General features: G+C 38.4%; 12 protein-coding genes. 6 read left to right on the top strand and 6 right to left on the bottom strand.

From position 1 onward, the window contains the following. The first annotated feature begins 34 nt into the window (after nt 1-34). Nucleotides 35-4,225: a response regulator gene (locus A3Q34_RS02125; protein ID WP_070373847.1), complete on the top strand. Its 4,191-nt coding sequence runs from the start codon at nt 35-37 to the stop codon at nt 4,223-4,225. A gap of 21 nt (nt 4,226-4,246) precedes the next feature. Further along, complete coding sequence (locus A3Q34_RS02120) at nt 4,247-5,560, top strand: diguanylate cyclase (RefSeq protein ID WP_070373846.1); 1,314 nt, start codon at nt 4,247-4,249, stop codon at nt 5,558-5,560. Between the two features lie 110 nt (nt 5,561-5,670). Here the strand turns inward: A3Q34_RS02120 and yfaE are convergent, their stop codons facing one another. The 4 genes from yfaE to A3Q34_RS02100 all read right to left on the bottom strand — a co-directional run bounded on the left by yfaE (nt 5,671) and on the right by A3Q34_RS02100 (nt 11,091). After that, nucleotides 5,671-5,964 carry a class I ribonucleotide reductase maintenance protein YfaE gene (yfaE, locus tag A3Q34_RS02115; protein WP_070376969.1) on the bottom strand — a complete coding sequence of 98 codons (294 nt, stop codon included), beginning with the start codon at nt 5,962-5,964 and terminating at the stop codon, nt 5,671-5,673. A 100-nt stretch (nt 5,965-6,064) separates the two neighbouring features. Further along, nucleotides 6,065-7,195, bottom strand: coding sequence for a class Ia ribonucleoside-diphosphate reductase subunit beta (nrdB, locus tag A3Q34_RS02110; protein ID WP_070373845.1), 1,131 nt, complete (start codon nt 7,193-7,195; stop codon nt 6,065-6,067). Between the two features lie 134 nt (nt 7,196-7,329). Beyond that, nucleotides 7,330-9,603: a class 1a ribonucleoside-diphosphate reductase subunit alpha gene (gene nrdA, locus A3Q34_RS02105; protein WP_070373844.1), complete on the bottom strand. Its 2,274-nt coding sequence runs from the start codon at nt 9,601-9,603 to the stop codon at nt 7,330-7,332. Between the two features lie 576 nt (nt 9,604-10,179). Beyond that, entirely contained in the window at nt 10,180-11,091 is a 912-nt protein-coding gene (locus A3Q34_RS02100) for a LysR family transcriptional regulator (protein ID WP_070373843.1), read from the bottom strand. Nucleotides 11,092-11,270: 179 nt separating this feature from the next. On the opposite strand from A3Q34_RS02100, the gene A3Q34_RS02095 reads away from it, so the two are divergent. The 3 genes from A3Q34_RS02095 (at nt 11,271) to A3Q34_RS02085 (ending at nt 14,374) form a co-directional block, all read left to right on the top strand. Further along, on the top strand, nt 11,271-11,957 hold the full coding sequence (locus A3Q34_RS02095; protein ID WP_070373842.1) for a type 1 glutamine amidotransferase domain-containing protein: 687 nt from the start codon (nt 11,271-11,273) through the stop codon (nt 11,955-11,957). 76 nt (nt 11,958-12,033) lie between these two features. Continuing rightward, on the top strand, nt 12,034-13,191 hold the full coding sequence (locus A3Q34_RS02090; RefSeq protein WP_070373841.1) for an iron-containing alcohol dehydrogenase: 1,158 nt from the start codon (nt 12,034-12,036) through the stop codon (nt 13,189-13,191). Between the two features lie 139 nt (nt 13,192-13,330). Beyond that, nucleotides 13,331-14,374, top strand: a complete 1,044-nt coding sequence (locus tag A3Q34_RS02085; protein WP_070373840.1) for an NADP-dependent oxidoreductase — start codon at nt 13,331-13,333, stop codon at nt 14,372-14,374. A gap of 204 nt (nt 14,375-14,578) precedes the next feature. On the opposite strand, the gene A3Q34_RS02080 is transcribed toward A3Q34_RS02085, so the two are convergent. Both A3Q34_RS02080 and ubiG read right to left on the bottom strand, forming a co-directional pair. Beyond that, nucleotides 14,579-15,238 carry an HAD family hydrolase gene (locus tag A3Q34_RS02080; RefSeq protein WP_070373839.1) on the bottom strand — a complete coding sequence of 220 codons (660 nt, stop codon included), beginning with the start codon at nt 15,236-15,238 and terminating at the stop codon, nt 14,579-14,581. A gap of 15 nt (nt 15,239-15,253) precedes the next feature. Continuing rightward, nucleotides 15,254-15,976: a bifunctional 2-polyprenyl-6-hydroxyphenol methylase/3-demethylubiquinol 3-O-methyltransferase UbiG gene (gene ubiG, locus A3Q34_RS02075; protein WP_070373838.1), complete on the bottom strand. Its 723-nt coding sequence runs from the start codon at nt 15,974-15,976 to the stop codon at nt 15,254-15,256. Nucleotides 15,977-16,431: 455 nt separating this feature from the next. Between ubiG and A3Q34_RS02070 the strand changes: the two genes are divergently transcribed. Further along, entirely contained in the window at nt 16,432-18,771 is a 2,340-nt protein-coding gene (locus A3Q34_RS02070; RefSeq protein WP_070373837.1) for a S8 family serine peptidase, read from the top strand. Nucleotides 18,772-18,976 lie beyond the last annotated feature (205 nt).

Raw genomic sequence — 18,976 nt, 5'->3', positions numbered from 1 at the left:
AAAATATTGTTTCAGGCTCTATTTTTATCGGCGTATGAATAGATTCATCAAAAGAGAAGTAGCACTTATCAAAAACAATCATTTACAAGATAATAATGGCGCATGTAAAGAACATCATCTTACTGCGCAGCCATTAACTAAAACCAGTAAAAACTTCTCCATCGGAAAAGTTTTTAGCTCATTAGCCTTTAAAATTCCATTTGCTGGCTTTTCTTTATCACTCCTTATTGCTTTTGCGGTTGGCGCTGTATTTTATATCGAAAGTCAGCAGTTGGTGAAAGAGCAGGCGTTTGATGAACTCAATATTAAAAGTAAAATTGTAAAACCATTAATAGCCTATTTCTATCGAGAAAGTGCCAACGACTCAATCTTCCTCAGTAAGACCGCGTCGATACAAGGTATTATGGAGTCTATAAAATCTGATGATGAGCAAAACCTGTTATGGCGGAAAAAATTACAGGGGATATTCAAAGAATTTATCAAAAACAAACCTATTTATAAAAATATAAGTTATTTAGCAACACAGAATAATGTTCGCAGTATTGTCAGTGTTGACCATAAAGATGACCAAGTGAAGGTCATTCCTTTTGAGCATTCTAGTCAAAATATAGCGCTTGATTCATTAAAATCGGCATTATTAGTAGATGAGGGTGAAGTGTATTTTTCAGAGATATTTTATCAAAAAAATACTCAGGGCAAGCCTTTACAGAGTTCTTTATTTATCGGTACCCCTATTTATACGGCTGACAACGAACTTTTTGGCTCAATAACAATAGAAGTTGATTTTTCATTATTTATTGAACGGCTTAAGGAAAATGCTTTAGAAAAAGTTACTTTTTATCTTGCTAATTCAGCGGGTGATTTTATTTATTTTCCAGCCGATCAAAAAGTTGATAAGAACAACATCAAGGTGATTGAAAAGTTTCCGTCGCTCAGTGTTATTTTTTCCTCAATACTCACTAGCGATAAGCTCTTGCAAGATAAAGAGATAGATGTTGATAATAAATTAGCCTATTACTCTACTGTTCAGTTTGCCGAATTTGGCCAAGAAAACCCGTTACACTTAGTTATTGAAAACAAAGGTAATATTTATCTGCAATCATTAGAAAATATGCAAAACCGCGCAATATTATTTAGCTTTATCTTAGCCATATTAAGTCTAGTGTTTTGTATTATGGCGTCAAAGCGGATAACACGTGCTTTGTTGTTGATAACTAAAGGTGTTGCCCAATATGAAGAACAGGGTGTTATCGGTAAGTTACCGGTGCAAGAAAATGATGAAATCGGCGTTTTAGCAAGAAGTTTTCAAAATTTATTAATGCAAATAGAGCAAAAGTCGATTGTCCAAAAAAGTGAAACAATACGGGCAGAAGATGCGTTAGCAAAGCTGCATTCTATTTTAAACTCAATCGCTGATGGTGTTATAAATATTGACGAAAAAGGTAATATTCTCGCTTTTAATCATGCGGCTGAAAAAATATTTGGTTATCAAATCAATGAGGTCCTTGGTAAAAACGCACTATTTCTAGTGCCAATAAATAATACTATTAACCCAGTGGACGAATTTAAACGTTTTTTACAACATAGCTCAAGTGAAGTAAAAGGCCGCACCCTTGAACTGACTGCATTAAGAAAAAATGGTGAAAAGTTCTTTATGCATTTGAGTGTCAGTAAAATAAATATTTCTGGTGATGTTGTTTTTACCGGATTAATACGTGACATCACTGAAAACAAGTTGTTGGCAGCAGAAAGTATCCGTAGTATTGAAGAAGCTAAAGATATGGCATGGCGTTTGAATTTTGCCTTGTCAGCCCCAAGAATAGGCGTTTGGGACTATGATATTCAAACAGGGCTAAGTCTTTGGGACAGTCGAATGTATGAATTATTTGGCTATGATAAAGACTCAACAGTACCTACAGAAAAAATTTGGCGAACAGCCATACACATTGACGATCTTAAATTTGTCGAAGAACAATTTATCCGTGAAGTTAAGAAAGGCATAGCACTTAATTTTGAATACCGTATTACTTTGCCAGATAGAACTATTCGATATATTGAAACACATAGCCAAATGGTTAATCATAAAGATCAAAAAAACTTGAGAGTGGTGGGAACTCATCGTGATATAACCGAGCAAAAAAACTTACGTACTTTAAAACAAGACGCTTTAGATATGGCAGAGCACGCTCTGTTGCTGCGCTCGCAGTTTCTTGCAAGTATGAGTCATGAAATACGTACCCCGATGAATGGCGTCTTAGGGATGTTAGGTTTACTTCAACAAAGTAATATCGATAAACAACAAGCTCATCATTTGCAATTAGCCAGTTCAAGTGCTCAATCTTTATTATCTTTGATTAATGATATTTTGGACTTTTCAAAAATAGAGGCTGGAAAACTAGAACTTGAAATACTTGAGTTTGATATTCGAGGTCAACTTGGCGACTTTGCTGAGTCGATGGCGATAAAAGCGCAGGAGAAAGGCTTGGAATTGATACTGGATGTTTGCGGTGTTGAACAATCTTTAGTTAAGGGTGATCCTAGTCGTTTGCGACAAATACTGTCAAATTTAGTCAGTAATTCAATAAAATTTACCGAGAATGGTGAAGTACTCATTAAAGCCTCTATTAAGAAACATCAACATCAGTTGCAATTAACATGCAGCATATCAGATACGGGTATTGGTATTCCTGAAAATAAAATAATTACATTGTTTGATTCTTTCACCCAAGTAGACGCCTCTACTACACGAAGATATGGGGGGACAGGCTTAGGTTTGGCCATTGTTAAACAATTAGCCCAACTGATGTCAGGGGATATTACCGTAACAAGTACCGAAGGTCAGGGCAGTGTGTTTACTTTTACCATACTACTTAACGAAAGTGATAACTCTCAAATAGTCATGCCTCATGTAGACATAAAAGGTAAGCAAATACTTATAGTTGATGATAACGCGACAAATTTGGCGGTATTAAAAGGACAGTTAGCTATTTGGGGGGCAGAGGTTACGCAAGCAGAGAATGGCGCTTGTGCTATCGAGCAGGTTGATAATCACCCGGTTGATTTTTTTGATGCAGCAATTCTTGATATGCAAATGCCCGGCATGGACGGCGTTACTCTAGGTGAGCGCTTAAAGGGTCATCGACATGCGCAAAGAACAAAACTTATTATGATGACGTCAATGAGTGATCGAGGAGATGCTAACTTTTTTGAACAACTCGGTTTTTCTGCGTACTTCCCCAAGCCAGCAACCACCGCAGATTTATTTGCTACGTTAAGTCTTGTTTTAGATGAAGAAGGCACTTTGAATGTCAATAAACCCTTTGTTACCCAACATAACGTCCATAAATTAAAACATTCAAATGCTAATCGCGTTATTGCCAAAAATACCCGTATCTTATTGGTTGAAGATAACCGTATTAACCAAGTGGTCATTTTAGGTGTGCTCGCCAATATTGGTTTGTCAGCTGATGTTGCTGGTAATGGTATCGAAGCCCTGGCTGCTTTAAATTCTTCACCACACGACGCACCCTACCAAATTATTATTATGGACTGTCAAATGCCTGAAATGGACGGCTACGAGGCAACAAGAGCAATAAGGGCAGGAAAGGCTGGTGTTGTTCATCGTAACATTCCAATTATTGCCATGACCGCCAATGCGATGAAAGGTGATAAAGAAACATGTTTAGCGGCAGGGATGAGTGATTACGCGAGTAAACCGGTAGATACCGATATTTTACTTAAAAAAATATCGGCATGGGTTGGGCTAGATAGCTTTGAAACCGTGTCTGATGATAACAGTAACCTGATTGCAGAACCCGTAACCCAGACTAGCCATGGCGATAACTCCGAAAGTAGTCATTCAAAGACGAATGAAGATATCATTTGGGATAAAACAGGTTTATTAAAGCGTATTAGAAATAATGACAAATTAAGTAAACAGCTTATCAGTTTATTTATTGAGGATATGCCGGCGCTTAAAAATGAGTTAGTTATCGCTATGGAAAATAAATTATTTGATGATATTATAGCTTTAGCACATAAAGTTAGTGGTTCATCAAAAAATTTAGGTGGAGTTAATCTTGGAAAATTAACGCGACAAATTGAACAATCGGCTAGAATAAAAAATAGCGTTGAATTGTTGTCGCTGCAGAATGATTTATCAAGGGAATATGATTTGTTAATTGATACCTTACAAAAACACCTAACAGCTAAAGATGACGAGTAAGCCTTACAATGGGAATAAACTATGAATACTAAGAAAAAATATAACATTCTCGCTGTTGATGACGCTAAAGACACGCTCATGCTATTAGAGTTTGATTTAGGTGAAGAAGGTTATCAGGTGTTTACCGCCGAATCTGGAGAAAAAGCCTTAGAGGTTTTAGAAGAGCAAGCGATAGACCTCATTTTATTAGATATGTATATGCCGGGTATCTCAGGCTTAGAGATGTTACACAAATTAAAAAATCATCCCATTATTTTCAATACGCCGGTCATTATGTTATCGGCTTCAGATGATGAAGATCAAATTGTTGCCGCTCTAGAGTTTGGCGCCGATGACTACGTTACTAAGCCTTATATTCCGAAAGTGTTACTGGCTAGAATACGAACCTCGCTGCGGCTTTTAGAGAAAACTTTAGAACTAGAGTCGCTGGCTAAAACAGACTTCTTAACCGGCATTTGTAACAAAGGCGCTTTTGAAGAGTTAGCGGGTAAAGCGATTAGCCAAGCAAAACGCACGAATAATCCGCTTGCTGTGGCGATGCTCGATATAGATTTTTTTAAAGCGGTTAACGATAATTATGGCCATGATGCCGGTGATAAAGTCCTCGTTGAATTTGCTGATATCATCGGTGATTGTTTTCGAGATCATGATATTATTGGTCGAGTTGGCGGCGAAGAATTTGCGATATGTATGGCAAATACCTCTGCAGAGAATGCGCTTGTTGCCTGTGAACGCTTAAGAGAAAGAGTAGAACATAGTAAAATACATATTGATGATACCAAAGATGAAAAGGTGTCTGTAACAGTGAGTATTGGCTTATCATTAGGCAAGGGCGATGAAATGAACTTAGAAGGCTTGTTAAAAGAAGCTGATCTTAGCCTATATCAAGCAAAACACAGTGGTCGAAATCAAGTGAAGGTTCATCAAGAATCAACTACGGTTGCCGCTGAGGGTATTATCGATGAATTACCGGTGACCAGTGAAGACGAATATCCAGGTATTGATGCTGAAATAGGTATTGGTAATGTCCTTGGAGATGAAGATCTTTTTGCTGAAATACTGGTGATGTTTTATGAAGACCATTCAAAAGACAGAGAAAAGATTCAACAAGCGATCAGTAGTGATGACCAAACTGCTTGTAAGCACTTAGTACATACCTTAAAAGGTGTTTCTTGCTCGGTAGGAGCTATGCATCTGTTTGAATTGACTAAAGCGCTAGATGAAGCGGTAAGTGTTGAAGATACCGCGCGTTATCAACAATTGTATCAACCGGTTGCTGCAGAGTTAATTAAGGTTTTAGGCGGTATTGAAGTTAGGTTAGGGGCGCAATTATAAATATAAGATTAATAGATGTTGATGATGAGTGACGGGTATATTTGTCGCTCAACATCTATACACGTTGATTCTCCAATGTTTAAAGACCCGTGAATAATGCTAGTATTAAGTTATTCAACGATAAGTTTGATGTCACTCTTTGGCACACAACAGCAAGAGAGCACTTCTCCATCGCCAATAAAAGCGAGTGGCTCTCCTTGAGGGTAGCTAATCTCGCCTTCAACTAAGGTCACTCGACACGCCCCACAAAAACCGTCACGACAATGATAATGCACTTCCACATTAGCCTTCTCTAAACAGTCAAGTAAGCTTTTATCATTGGCTTGAAAGGTAATGGTTTTATTATCGACAAAAATACGATGAGCTTTCTTATTTTCAGACAATTTTTGCGGGCAAATAGCCATATCATTAGCGCTTTTCATTTAAAAAGGCTTAAACGCAAAATGTGCTAATGATGTGATAAGAAAGCATGATAATCGCTTCTTTATTTGAAGGTTAAAACCATTAAAGGTCAAAGCCATCAAAATCATCACTTGATACAGAAGAGTCGACTTGACCAACTAAGTAACTCGATATCTCTGTTTCTTGTGGAGCGACCTGAACATTGTCTGATACTAAATAAGCATTCATCCATGGTAATGGATTACTTTTTATATCAAAGGGTGCATCAAAACCAATAGCCGTTAAGCGTTGATTACTGATGTACTCAATATATTGATTTAATATTGCCGCATTTAAGCCAATCATTGAACCGTCTTTAAATAGGTACTGAGCCCATTCTTTTTCTTGTTCAACAACATCAAGAAATATCTGTAATCCTTGCTCTTTCATTTCTTGAGCAATGATTTTCATTTCAGGATCATCTCTACCGGATAACCAGTTATTTAAAATATGTTGAGTACCGGTTAAATGCAAAGCTTCATCTCGAGCAATTAGCTTAATAATTTTAGCGTTACCTTCTAATAATTCACGCTCGGCAAAAGCAAATGAACAGGCAAAGCTGACATAAAAGCGAATGGCTTCTAAAGCGTTAACCGAACAAACAGCCAAGTATAAGCGCTCTTTGAGCTTGCGAGTCGACACTTCAATCATTTCACCATCGACTTCATAAGTGCCGTCACCTTGTGACTGGAGTAGTTGTGTGGTGATTATCACGGCATCAAAGTATTTAGAAATACTTGATGCACGCTTTAAAATAGCTGGGTTAACAACGATGTCGTCAAATATTTCACTTGGATCTGAAAACAAGTTTCTCAAAATATGCGTGTAAGAGCGAGAATGAATGGTTTCACTAAAAGCCCAGGTTTCTATCCAAGTTTCTACTTCTGGTAATGAAACCAGCGGTAAAAACATCGCATTTACCGAGCGTGCTGCCATAGAATCAAGTAAAGTTTGATATTTTAGGTTGGAAATAAAAATATGCTTTTCTGAAGGCGTTAAACTTTGCCAATCAGATCTGTCTTTTGATACATCAATTTCTTCGGGACGCCAAAAAAACGATAACTGTTTTTCAATAAGTTTTTCAAAGGCGATAAAACGTTGTTGGTCATATCGTGAGACATTGACACTGTTACCTAAAAACATCGGCTCGAGTAGCGCATTATTAGGAACTTGATTAAACGTGGTGTAGGACATCTATTACTCCTTGATAACACGCATGAAAGTCACAGCCTGTTATCGAAATTTTGTTTTTAAAAATTATAGGTATGACTGATTGTGCTCAAAGCTCCATTGTTAAAAAACAATGAAGCTTTTTTTTGTGCGCACAATTATATTTTACATGCGCCGCCTTCACAGTCTTCTTCTTCTAATCCGAGCATATTCTCAGACGCACCATCACGGGTGTTATGGTAATACATGGTTTTAACGCCTAATTTGTAAGCGGTTAAAATATCTTTTAAGATTTGCTTCACCGGTACTTTTCCGCCTTCAAAGCGTGCAGGGTCATAGTTAGTATTTGCAGAGATGGTTTGGTCAATAAACTTCTGCATGATACCCACTAACTGCAAGTAACCTTCGTTACTTGGAATATTCCAAAGTAACTCATAGTTACCCTTTAATCTTTGATATTCAGGTACAACCTGTTTTAAAACACCATCTTTACTAGCTTTTATACTGATTAAACCTCTTGGTGGTTCAATTCCATTTGTAGCATTTGAAATTTGTGATGAAGTTTCAGATGGCATTAACGCTGAAACCGTTGAATTTCTTACGCCATGTGTTTTGATACTCTCTCGCAAAGTTTCCCAGTCAAGATGAAGGGGCTCACCAGTAATGTCGTCAATGGTCTTTTTATAAGTATCAATCGGTAAAATACCTTGCGATAAACGTGTCTCATTAAATTTAGGACAAGCGCCTTTTTCTTTTGCTAATTCATTTGATGCTTTCAATAAATTAAATTGAATGGCTTCAAAGGTACGGTGAGTTAAATTGTTGGCACTGCCATTTGAATAATACACACCGTTTTTAGCTAAGTAATAAGCGTAGTTTATTACGCCTATACCTAATGTTCTTCTGCCTATAGTGGCATTGTAAGCAGCTGGCATTGGGTAGTTTTGATAATCAAGTAAACTATCAAGCGCTCGAACTGCAAGGTCTGATAAACCTTCTAATTCATCTAAGCTTTCTATTGCGCCTAAGTTAAAGGCTGACAAAGTACAAAGGGCAATTTCGCCATTTGGATCATTAATATCATTCATTGGTTGTGTCGGTAGCGCAATCTCTAAACACAAATTACTTTGGCGTATCGGTGCTTGTTTCGGATCGAATGGGCTGTGTGTATTACAGTGATCAACATTCTGTAAATAAATTCGACCTGTGCTGGCACGCTCTTGAGCAAACAAGGTGAATAACTCAATAGCTTTAATACATTTTTTACGAATTGAATCATCCGCTTCATATTTTACATACAAGGCTTCAAATTTATCTTGGTCTTCAAAAAAGGCATCATAAAGCCCCGGAACATCGCTCGGGCTAAAGAGAGTAATAGACTCACCTTTAATTAAACGTGTGTACATAAGCTTATTGAATTGCACGCCGTAATCTAAATGACGGACACGATTTTCTTCAACACCTCGGTTATTTTTAAGGACCAACAAACTTTCAACTTCTAAATGCCAAAGTGGGTAGAATAACGTTGCTGCGCCGCCTCGAACCCCCCCTTGTGAACAACTTTTAACAGCCGTTTGAAAATGCTTGAAAAACGGAATACAACCGGTATGAAAGGCTTCACCATTACGTATCGAACTACCTAAAGCGCGAATACGGCCAGCATTGATACCAATACCTGCTCGTTGTGAAACATATTTAACAATAGAGCTAGAAGCCGCGTTTATTGAGTCTAAACTGTCACCACATTCAATTAATACACAAGATGAAAATTGACGTGTAGGCGTACGTACCCCTGCCATAATAGGTGTAGGTAACGATATTTTGAAGGTTGAAATTGCGTGATAAAAACCTTCAACATATTTTAAACGTGTTTCAACAGGATATTTAGCAAATAAACAAGCGGCCACTAAGATATATAAAAACTGAGCACTTTCGTAAATTTCACCCGTTACCCGGTTTTGGACAAGGTATTTACCTTCCAATTGTTTGACAGCGGCGTAACTAAAGTCTAAATCGCGAGGATGAACAAGAAATTTTTCCATTTGTTCAAACTCTGCTTCGCTGTAATCAGCTAGAAGATGTTCATCATATTTACCATTTTCTACCATACTAACAACATGGGTAAATAATTTAGGTGGCTCAAATTGACCGTACGCTTTTTTACGTAGATGAAAAATAGCCAAACGTGCTGATAAATACTGATAATCAGGTGTCTCTTCTGAAATAAGATCAGCGGCAGCTTTAATGATAGTTTCATGAATGTCAGCAGTCTTGATACCGTCGTAGAATTGAATATGAGATTTCAACTCAACTTGTGACACCGAAACGTTATCAAGGCCTTCAGCAGCCCAAGTGATAACTTGATGAATTTTTTCTAAATCGATGAGTTCTTTTTTGCCGTTACGCTTACTTACAAAAAGATTATTAGTCATGAAGAGCCTGTCATTTATTAATTATGCTGGTCGCTTTATTTACCTAACGTTGTCAACTAAAGAAAACGTTAAGTGAACACTTATCAGTATTATATTTCCCTAAAATGCAAATTAGCCCAAAAAAACATCTGAACAACAAATACACTATATATAGGGGTTTTCTAAAAACTGATCACAAGATAATGAGGTTTGGCTGTTTTTGCAAGTGATAAAAAGCATAGTTTTTAATAACTTTCTTTAGAGTAAAAGTTCAGTTAGTAACGACTAACTTAGTAGTGCTTTTTATTTTTGATATAACAAAAACGCAACGTTTATTTTAATTAATTTTTGTGGGTAATTTATTTTTAAATAAAATTACCCATTTATTAGTTGCTTTTATCAGCTAAAACTTAATTTTCAATAAAAACAACACGTTGCTTTTTTTTAAGCAGCAAGGGCACTAAATGAACAATAATGCTGATATCGCTGTTTAGGTTAAGCGTTAATATGACAATTTGTATAAAGTTTATCCGCTAGTTATTAGTCGGTGATAATAGCGGTTGGTCCACACAGATATATATATGCTAATAAGTAGGGTTATTGCTTTTTTATTATACTTTGGCTGGTGAAATACTCTTTTAAGAAGTTAAGTAATAAGCGCAGTTTTTTGGAGTTGGCTGTACCTGGAGGGAATACACCAAAGACATTAATGTCGCTAAAAGCATAATCATCTAGCACTGTTTCTAAAGTGCCTGCTTTTATTTTTGGCCAAGCATCGTAAATAGGAATACGGCCCAGACCATGCCCTGCTTCAACAAAGGCAGTACGTGCAGCGGCATTATTGGTACTAATACTGCCTTTTGTGGTGACACTGAACGAACGACTGCCCTTAGTCAAGGTTAACACTCCAGAGGTTAATTTATAAATAACCCATTGGTGGTCGCTTAAATCAGCCGGTTTAGTGGGGCGGCCAAATTGCAGGAAATATTCAGGTGCGCCACAAAGGCATGTTTGCAGCGTCGCCAGTTTAGTTGCTTGCAAACCAGAGTCAGGTAAGGGGGCACCGCGAATCGCTAAATCGATACCTTCTTTCATAATATTAACGACCTCATCAGTTAACATCACATCGAGTGCTATTTTGGGATAAATTTTTTTAAATTCGTTCAGTGCTGGCACAACGGTCTGCAAACCAACATTTACCGGGCACGTTATTTTAAGTAAGCCGATAGGTTCATTTTTAAAATTTTCAATTTGCTGATTAGCGGCACTGGCTTGCTCAGCAATAACTCGACAACGTTCATAATAGGCTTGACCCGCTTCGGTAAGATTAATCGCACGTGTCGAACGATTAAGTAACTTTACCTCGAGCTGCGCTTCAAGCTTCTTCAAATGATAACTTACTACTGCTCTTGATAACCCTAAATGTTTAGCAGCTGCACTTAAACTACCTTGTTCAATGACTTGAGCGAATACAACCATACTTTTGAGTTGTTCAAATGAGATATCCATAACAGCACCTATTGAGGTAATAACCAGCTAATAATTTACTTTGTTAATCATTGTATCAATTATTGATACAATGATGTCAGTTTTATCTGCATTGTTCATGTTTGTTCTTAGGCATATACTAGCTACATAGAATAAACGAACACCTAAACTTACTTATATAACCAAACGGATGAATGATAATGACTAAACAAATATTAATGGTACTTACTTCACATGATGAGCTTGGTAACACAGGCCAAAAAACCGGTTTTTGGGTTGAAGAATTTGCTGCCCCTTATTATGCCTTTATCGATGCGGGTGTCGAAGTTACTCTAGCAACACCTAAAGGTGGACAAGCACCAATAGACCCAACCAGCACACTTGAAGACTTTCAAACAGCTGCGACAGACCGTTACGATGCAGATAGCGAAGCACAAGCTAAAATCGCTAATACGCTAATATTAGCTTCTGTTAATGAAGCTGACTTTGATGCAGTATTTTATCCTGGTGGTCATGGTCCATTATGGGATCTTACCGACAATACTGACTCAATTACCTTGATTGAAAACTTTCTTAACGCCGGAAAAGCTGTTGCAACAGTTTGTCATGCAAGCGCTGCCTTGTTAAATGTAAAACAACCTTCTGGTGATTTTGCTGTTAAAGGCAAAGCCGTAACCGGTTTTACTAACAGTGAAGAAGAAGCGGTTCAACTAACTGAAGTTGTGCCATTTTTAGTAGAAGATGAATTGATTAAACGTGGCGGCGAATACCAAAAGGCTCAAGATTGGCATGCCTTTGCAATTCAAGATGGCCTCATTATTACCGGTCAAAACCCAGCTAGCTCGGCATTAGCCGCTGAAAAATTATTAACTCACCTTTCAGCATAGGTACTTAGAACAGACAACTCGATTAGTTAACCTGTTTAGCTAATCGATTTAACGCTTTACCTTTAAGGACATATAAATGTTAAATTTTAATTTTCAAAACCCAACTAAAATTAATTTTGGCCAGGGAGAAATTCAAACCATTTCAAAAGAAATACCAGTAGATGCAAGAGTACTCGTTGTTTACGGTGGAGGTTCAATCAAAGGTAATGGTGTTTATAAGCAGGTTATTGATGCGCTTAAAGAACATACTTACTTTGAATTTTCAGGCATTGAACCTAACCCAACTTACGACACTTTAATGAAAGCGCAAACGATCATCAAAGCTGAAAATATTGATTATTTACTTGCTGTCGGCGGAGGCTCTGTTGTTGATGGCGCGAAATTTATTGCCGCTGCGGCATTATATGAAGGTGATGACCCTTGGGATATTCTTGCCAAACAGCAAACGTTCACTAAAGCTTTACCCATTGGCGCGGTGTTAACTTTACCTGCTACTGGCTCAGAAAGTAATGGTAATTCCGTGGTAACACGAGACGGTAATAAACTCCCTTTTTCTAGCCCTTTAGTGCGTCCATTATTTGCGGTGTTAGACCCAAGTGTGACCTTCTCATTATCAGACCGTCAAATTGGTAATGGTGTTGTTGATGCTTTTATTCATACCATTGAACAGTACTTAACTTACAGCGTTAATGGCAAAGTACAAGACAGATTCAGCGAAGGTTTATTACAAACCTTAATTGAAGAAGGGCCCAAAGCCTTAGCCCCGGCAACTAAAGATGACTTAGACGTTAGAGCAAATATTATGTGGTCGGCCACTATGGCACTAAACGGTCTTATTGGTGCTGGAGTACCACAAGATTGGTCAACACATATGATAGGCCACGAATTAACAGGTGCCTTTGGTATTGACCACGCTCGAACCTTATCTATTGTTTTACCTGCCGTGATGAAAGTACGTCGTGAGCAAAAGCGTGAAAAATTACTTCAATATGCAACACGTGTTTGGCAGATAACTGAAGGTGATGATAATGCACGTATTGATCAAGCGATTCGTTTAACCGAAGCGTTTTTTGAAAAGATGCAGGTACCAACGCGCTTATCTCACGTTGATCTTGGTAGCGCTGATATTGATTCCCTTGTCGAACGATTAGAGCAACATGGCATGACAGCACTGGGTGAAAACAGTGACATTACACTAGCAATAAGCCGTGAAATTTTAACGCAAGCCTTGTAAGTATAAAATAAAAATGAGTAGCCTGTTTAATTGACACGCTACCCTCATTCATAAAAGGTCGATATATTTCTCTTATATTGGCCTTTTTTTATCCCAACACATTTAGTGCTTTTACTGGCTCTTTACAGGAGTAACTCTTATGACTCAAACAACAGATATAAATCGCCAAATGGTGCTAGCATCAAGACCCGTTGGCGCGCCAAAAGCAGAAAATTTTAATCTCGTTACTAGTGATAAACCCATCCCTCAAGCTAACGAAGTATTACTTCGTACGGTTTTTCTTTCACTCGACCCTTATATGCGAGGGCGAATGAATGATGCTAAGTCTTATGCCGACCCTGTCGCTTTAAATGCAGTGATGGTGGGTGGTAGTGTTTGTCGAGTAGAAGAATCAAATCACAATGATTACACAAAAGGTGATTGGGTTGTCGCTTTTGGTGGCTGGCAGGATTATAGCGTTATTCATGGTAGTGAATTGCTCAAGCTTGATAATGATATGGTTAACCCGTCTCATGCCTTAGGTGTCTTGGGTATGCCTGGGCTAACGGCTTACATGGGGTTATTGGATATCGGTCAACCAAAAGCAGGTGAAACAGTGGTCGTTGCTGCGGCAACAGGAGCGGTTGGAAGTTTAGTGGGTCAAATAGCTAAATTAAAAGGCTGTAAAGTGATCGGTATTGCTGGCGGTGAGACTAAATGTACCTATGCAGTTGACAGTTTAGGGTTTGATCATTGTCTTGATCATAAAAGTGATGACTTAGCTGAGCAACTAGCGGCCGTTTGTTCATCAGGGATTGATGTCTATTTTGAAAACGTTGGCGGTAAAGTCTTTGACGCTGTTATGCCACTATTAAATAGCTGTGCCCGTATTCCTTTGTGTGGCTTAATTTCTCAGTACAATGCGACAGAATTACCCAGTGGACCTGACAGACTTTCTTCATTGATGGGAACATTACTTGTTAAGCGTATAAAAATGCAAGGCTTTATTGTCTTTGATGATTATGGTCATCGTTATAATGAGTTTAGCGAGCAAATGGTAAAATGGTTAATGGCAGGTGAAATTAACTATAAAGAGCATTTAATTACCGGACTAGAAAATACAGTAAACGCTTTTATTGGTTTATTAGAAGGTGAGAATTTTGGTAAGTTAATTGTGCGAGTAGGCCCTGACAATATTGACTAACAGTTAACCAAGCGTTACTTTATTATGGGTGTTTTATTAAGAAAAAAGCCACTGTTGAGTGGCTTTTTTATCGAACCTGTCGAGAAACCCCCGTGATCCGAGCGAAGCGAAGTCGCGGGGTAGTTCACGTGTTGGTTATAGTAAGTTAAGAACCTGTGTCACTGAATTTAAACCGTTACTTTATTCGCGCTTGGCTCAACATTATTATAGCAATGATAAGATGTCTAAAGGGCTTTCAGCGTGATAGTCCGCTTGCCAGTTTTTACAATCTTCACCAGCGATAATATAGCCCCATTTTGCAATCACGGTAGTTGCTTGAGCACTATTGCCGGCTTCAATATCACGCAAAGCGTCTCCGACATACAAACACTGCTCACTCGGCACTGATATTTCTTCACAAGCTTTGAGGATAGGCTCTGGGTGTGGTTTTCGGTTGGTGAACGTATCACCACCAACCAGTGATAAACATTTTTCAAATTCACTATAATAAGGCAACAATAGTCTTGTTAAACCTTCTGGCTTATTCGTCACCACACCCCAAGGAATGTTTCGTTCATTCAACGTCAACAGTAATTGAGCTACGCCAGGATAAAGACAGGTATGTACCGCAATGTTTTCTTGGTAATAAGCGAGGAATTCCGCGCGTAACACTTCGTAGTCATAGTTTTTTAAAGCTTGTGCAAAACCCAGTGTTAATAACCCTAATGCACCATCAGAAGCGATTGGACGATAATCTTCACGAGCCACTTCTGCTAAGTTATATTTTCGTAAAACGTAGTTAAGTGCTGCACCTAAATCATTGGCGGTATCTAATAAGGTACCGTCAAGATCAAATAATACCCCTGAAATTTTAGTAGTTCGCAATGGACATTCCCTTATTTAAATTTTTTGACAACAAAGAATATAATTTACATCTAGTGATGAAATAAGTTTGTGATTCTCTGTCAGCGGATTGTAATGAATACCTGCGGCATCAATGCATTTGAGATCAAATGATTCAGCCCAGCCAATTAAGGTCGATGGACGAATAAAACTTTTGTGGTCGTGTGTACCGTCCGGGACTATTTTAAGGACTTTTTCGGCGGCAACAATAGCCAATAAATATGATTTTATTGATTTGTTTAAGGTTGAAAAGAAGACATAACCACCGGGTTTTACCATTTTAGCGCAAGCTTCTATAATTGAAGCGGGATCGGGTACGTGCTCAAGCATTTCCATACAAGTGACGACATCAAATGTTTCGGGTTGATCAATCGCTTTGTCTTCGGCGGGTATTTTTTGATAATCGACCGTTAAACCACTCTCCAACGCATGCAATCTTGCTACATTTAATGGCTCTTCGCCGAGGTCAATCCCTGTAACATCGCCACCAAGTTTGGCTAAACTCTCGGCTAAAATACCACCACCACAGCCAACATCAATAATTTTTTTACCAAAAATGTCACCGACATGCTGACAAATAAATTGTCGGCGAATAGGGTTTATTTGATGCAATGGTTTAAAATCGCCATTAAGGTCCCACCACTGGCTTGCAACCTTTTCAAATTTGGCAATTTCTTCTTCATTTACGTTAACAGCTTTAGTGTTGTTAGTTGTCGACATTACATTTTCATTATTTTAATCAATTATTGTCAGTAATTCTAAACTAAAGTAAATGGTTCGACTAGTACTGAACGTTGAGTTTGTTATCCTCGTTAAAAGTGGCAATGTCATAGGCTAATGCAGACGAGCCAAGACTGAGAAAGCAGGACACATTAAGACTTTTTTTATAGCGATTATCTTACTCATTACTGATTTTTATCAGCTAACCCTCCTTGATTTAAGTCTTTATTTACCAAAATCGAGCAGTAAAAATATAGTTTAATGTTATAACTTGTTGTTTTTTATGTAGTTGGCGTTTTGTCTTGTCTTTTTTATTTAACATTTTAATAACATGCTTGTAATGTGTGAAACATTGATGTTATGTTCATTGCTGCTTCGATAATGACGTATCACTCTCATTTGAAATTCCCCCAGCAAAATAATAATTAAAATTAACCTAATAGGTAGGAATATAGATGTCGAATAAGATAACAAAGAAATCATTAATATTGACCACTGCAAGTATATTGTCAGTATCAATATCGACAGCACTTTACGCTGCTCAACCGCTTAGCATACAAAACGCAGATAATGTATTATCTGAAGTGACCAGTTCACCTTTACCCAAACGCTTTATTATCAAATACAAGCAAGCAGCTAATAACCAAGCAAGCAGCAATCAAGCAACTAGTTTCATCGGTAGCCAAAACGCCTTTGTTCGTCTTGCCGCCGTTAAGGAAAAATTAAAGAAATTGCGGGTCAATGTTAAAGCCGAATTTCCAGATGTTAATATGATCAGTGCTGAGCTATCTACATCACAAGCGATGAATTTAGCGATGGACGATAATGTCGAATACGTAGAAGAAGATTTACCACGTCGCTTTATGGCACAAACGGTGCCTTATGGTATTGGCATGGTTCAAGCCGATCAAGTTGACGATATGATTGCTTCTGCCAACGCTGGCGGTAAGAAAATATGTATTATTGATTCAGGTTTAGACCTTCCTCATGAAGACATGGGGGCACAAGGAGGCACAATAACTGGCACAAGCAATAGCGGTACAGGTAACTGGTATGATCAAGGTGGTCCACACGGTACTCACGTAGCAGGAACAATTGCCGCACTTAATAATGGTATTGGCGTTCGCGGTGTTATTGGCACCGATCCTAATTTGCACATTATAAAAGTATTTAATGCTGCGGGCTGGGGATACTCTTCAACACTTGTTAGTGCTATTAACGATTGTGTCAGTAATGGCGCAGACGTTATTAACATGAGCTTAGGTGGTTCTGGTTCAAGTACCAGCGAACAAAATGGTATTCAAGCGGCCTATGATGCAGGCGTTTTACTTATAGCTGCAGCCGGTAATGATGGTGTTGCTACAGCAACTACTGATTTAGAAAGCTTTCCTGCTTCTTACGATGCAGTGATGTCAGTTGCTGCTGTTGACAGTAATAAAGCCTTAGCTGACTTTTCACAAAAAAATAGCCAAGTAGAGATATCTGGCCCAGGCGTTGATGTTTATTCTATTTATCCTGAAGGTTCAGGTTCAGTCGTTGAAGTATCTGTCGCTAATGTCGGTTATACCGCTAATGCAATGGAAAACCAAGGTCAAGCAACGGGCTCTCTCTATGACTTTGCCACAGGCGAATCTATAGATACAGGCGCTGCAGGTAGTGTTTGTTTAATCCAACGTGGCAATATTTCGTTTTACGATAAAGTTAAAGCTTGTCAAGACAGCGGAGGTGTAGGCGCAATTCTTTATAACAATGCACCGGGAAGCTTTGGTGGCACGTTAGGTGACGCAAACGCAACTTCTATCCCAAGTGTTACTGTATCTGATACGGACGGCGCAGCGATGAAAAATAATATTGGCTTAAGCGCCAGTATAAATATTGGCGCGGGTAATTATGGCAAAATGAGTGGCACTTCAATGGCATCTCCTCATGTTGCTGGTGTTGCTGCCTTGGTGTGGAGTCATCACCCAAGCTGTACTAACGTTGAAATTCGTAACGTATTAAATAGTAGTGCACAAGATTTAGGTGCTGCGGGTCGCGATGTTAAATTTGGTTATGGTTTAGCCCAAACTAAAGATGCGATCGACTATATTACTGCGAATGGATGTGATGGCTCTGGTGGTGACACTGGCGGTGGTGGTGGAAAAATACCAGATACTGTCCTTGAAAATGGTCAGGTTAAAACTGAGTTAACGGCTGCAACGGGTAATGATTTAGTTTTCACCATGGAAGTACCTGCTGGCGCAACAGATATTAATTTTGCGATGACAGGTGGTAGTGGTGATGCAGATTTATATGTGAAATTTGGTGCTGAGCCAACCGACAGTGTTTACGATTGTCGCCCTTATAAATCAGGTAATGTTGAATCGTGTGCAAGTACGCAAGCAGGTGGCACTTACTACGTAAGACTTAAAGCCTATAGTGATTTTGCCGGTGTTAGTTTAACGGGTAGTTACACTGAACCTACTACGGGTGGTGGTAATACGATTAATCCGATTGATAGCACAATTAATAATGTTACTGTTGCAAGAAGAGCATGGAAACGTTACACCCTTGACTTAGCCGATGGTTATGCCGATTTAACGGTTACACTTTCAGGTGGTTCAGGTGATGCAGATTTATATGTAACACAAGGTAAACAGTCAACAACGTCTGTTTATGATTGTCGTCCTTATAAAAATGGTAACAATGAAGCTTGTAACTTTACCGACCCAGCTAAAGGTGTATGGTATGTGGATATCTACGGTTATTCAGCAGCTTCAGGTATAACATTAAATCTACAAGCTACACCCAAATAATCTAAAGAAAGGGGCAACCCGTTCACTTTATGTTGATAAATAAAACCCTGCTTCGGCAGGGTTTTTTATTATCAGCAGCTGAATCAATAGAACAATATTACGACTTGGCGTAAAATGCGTTTTATTGTAATTGTATCTTGATGTTGAGTAGCTATAGCGATAAATTATTGCTTAACAAGCGCGATGAGATAAACCCTAAGAGGTC

Source organism: Colwellia sp. PAMC 20917 (genome assembly GCF_001767295.1).
In the GTDB taxonomy this organism is placed as follows: Bacteria; Pseudomonadota; Gammaproteobacteria; order Enterobacterales; family Alteromonadaceae; genus Colwellia_A.
The sequence above is the reverse complement of the archived record's forward strand: the minus strand, read 5'-3'. Positions and strand labels throughout refer to the sequence as shown.

Excerpts from the sequence above, each read along its gene's own strand:
- A3Q34_RS02095 (WP_070373842.1), top strand. The coding sequence starts at position 11,271 with ATGACTAAACAAATATTAATGGTACTTACTTCACATGATGAGCTTGGT.
- yfaE (WP_070376969.1), bottom strand. The coding sequence starts at position 5,964 with ATGGCTATTTGCCCGCAAAAATTGTCTGAAAATAAGAAAGCTCATCGT.
- nrdB (WP_070373845.1), bottom strand. The coding sequence starts at position 7,195 with ATGTCCTACACCACGTTTAATCAAGTTCCTAATAATGCGCTACTCGAG.
- ubiG (WP_070373838.1), bottom strand. The coding sequence starts at position 15,976 with ATGTCGACAACTAACAACACTAAAGCTGTTAACGTAAATGAAGAAGAA.
- A3Q34_RS02090 (WP_070373841.1), top strand. The coding sequence starts at position 12,034 with ATGTTAAATTTTAATTTTCAAAACCCAACTAAAATTAATTTTGGCCAG.
- A3Q34_RS02120 (WP_070373846.1), top strand. The coding sequence starts at position 4,247 with ATGAATACTAAGAAAAAATATAACATTCTCGCTGTTGATGACGCTAAA.
- nrdA (WP_070373844.1), bottom strand. The coding sequence starts at position 9,603 with ATGACTAATAATCTTTTTGTAAGTAAGCGTAACGGCAAAAAAGAACTC.
- A3Q34_RS02100 (WP_070373843.1), bottom strand. The coding sequence starts at position 11,091 with ATGGATATCTCATTTGAACAACTCAAAAGTATGGTTGTATTCGCTCAA.
- A3Q34_RS02125 (WP_070373847.1), top strand. The coding sequence starts at position 35 with ATGAATAGATTCATCAAAAGAGAAGTAGCACTTATCAAAAACAATCAT.
- A3Q34_RS02085 (WP_070373840.1), top strand. The coding sequence starts at position 13,331 with ATGACTCAAACAACAGATATAAATCGCCAAATGGTGCTAGCATCAAGA.
- A3Q34_RS02070 (WP_070373837.1), top strand. The coding sequence starts at position 16,432 with ATGTCGAATAAGATAACAAAGAAATCATTAATATTGACCACTGCAAGT.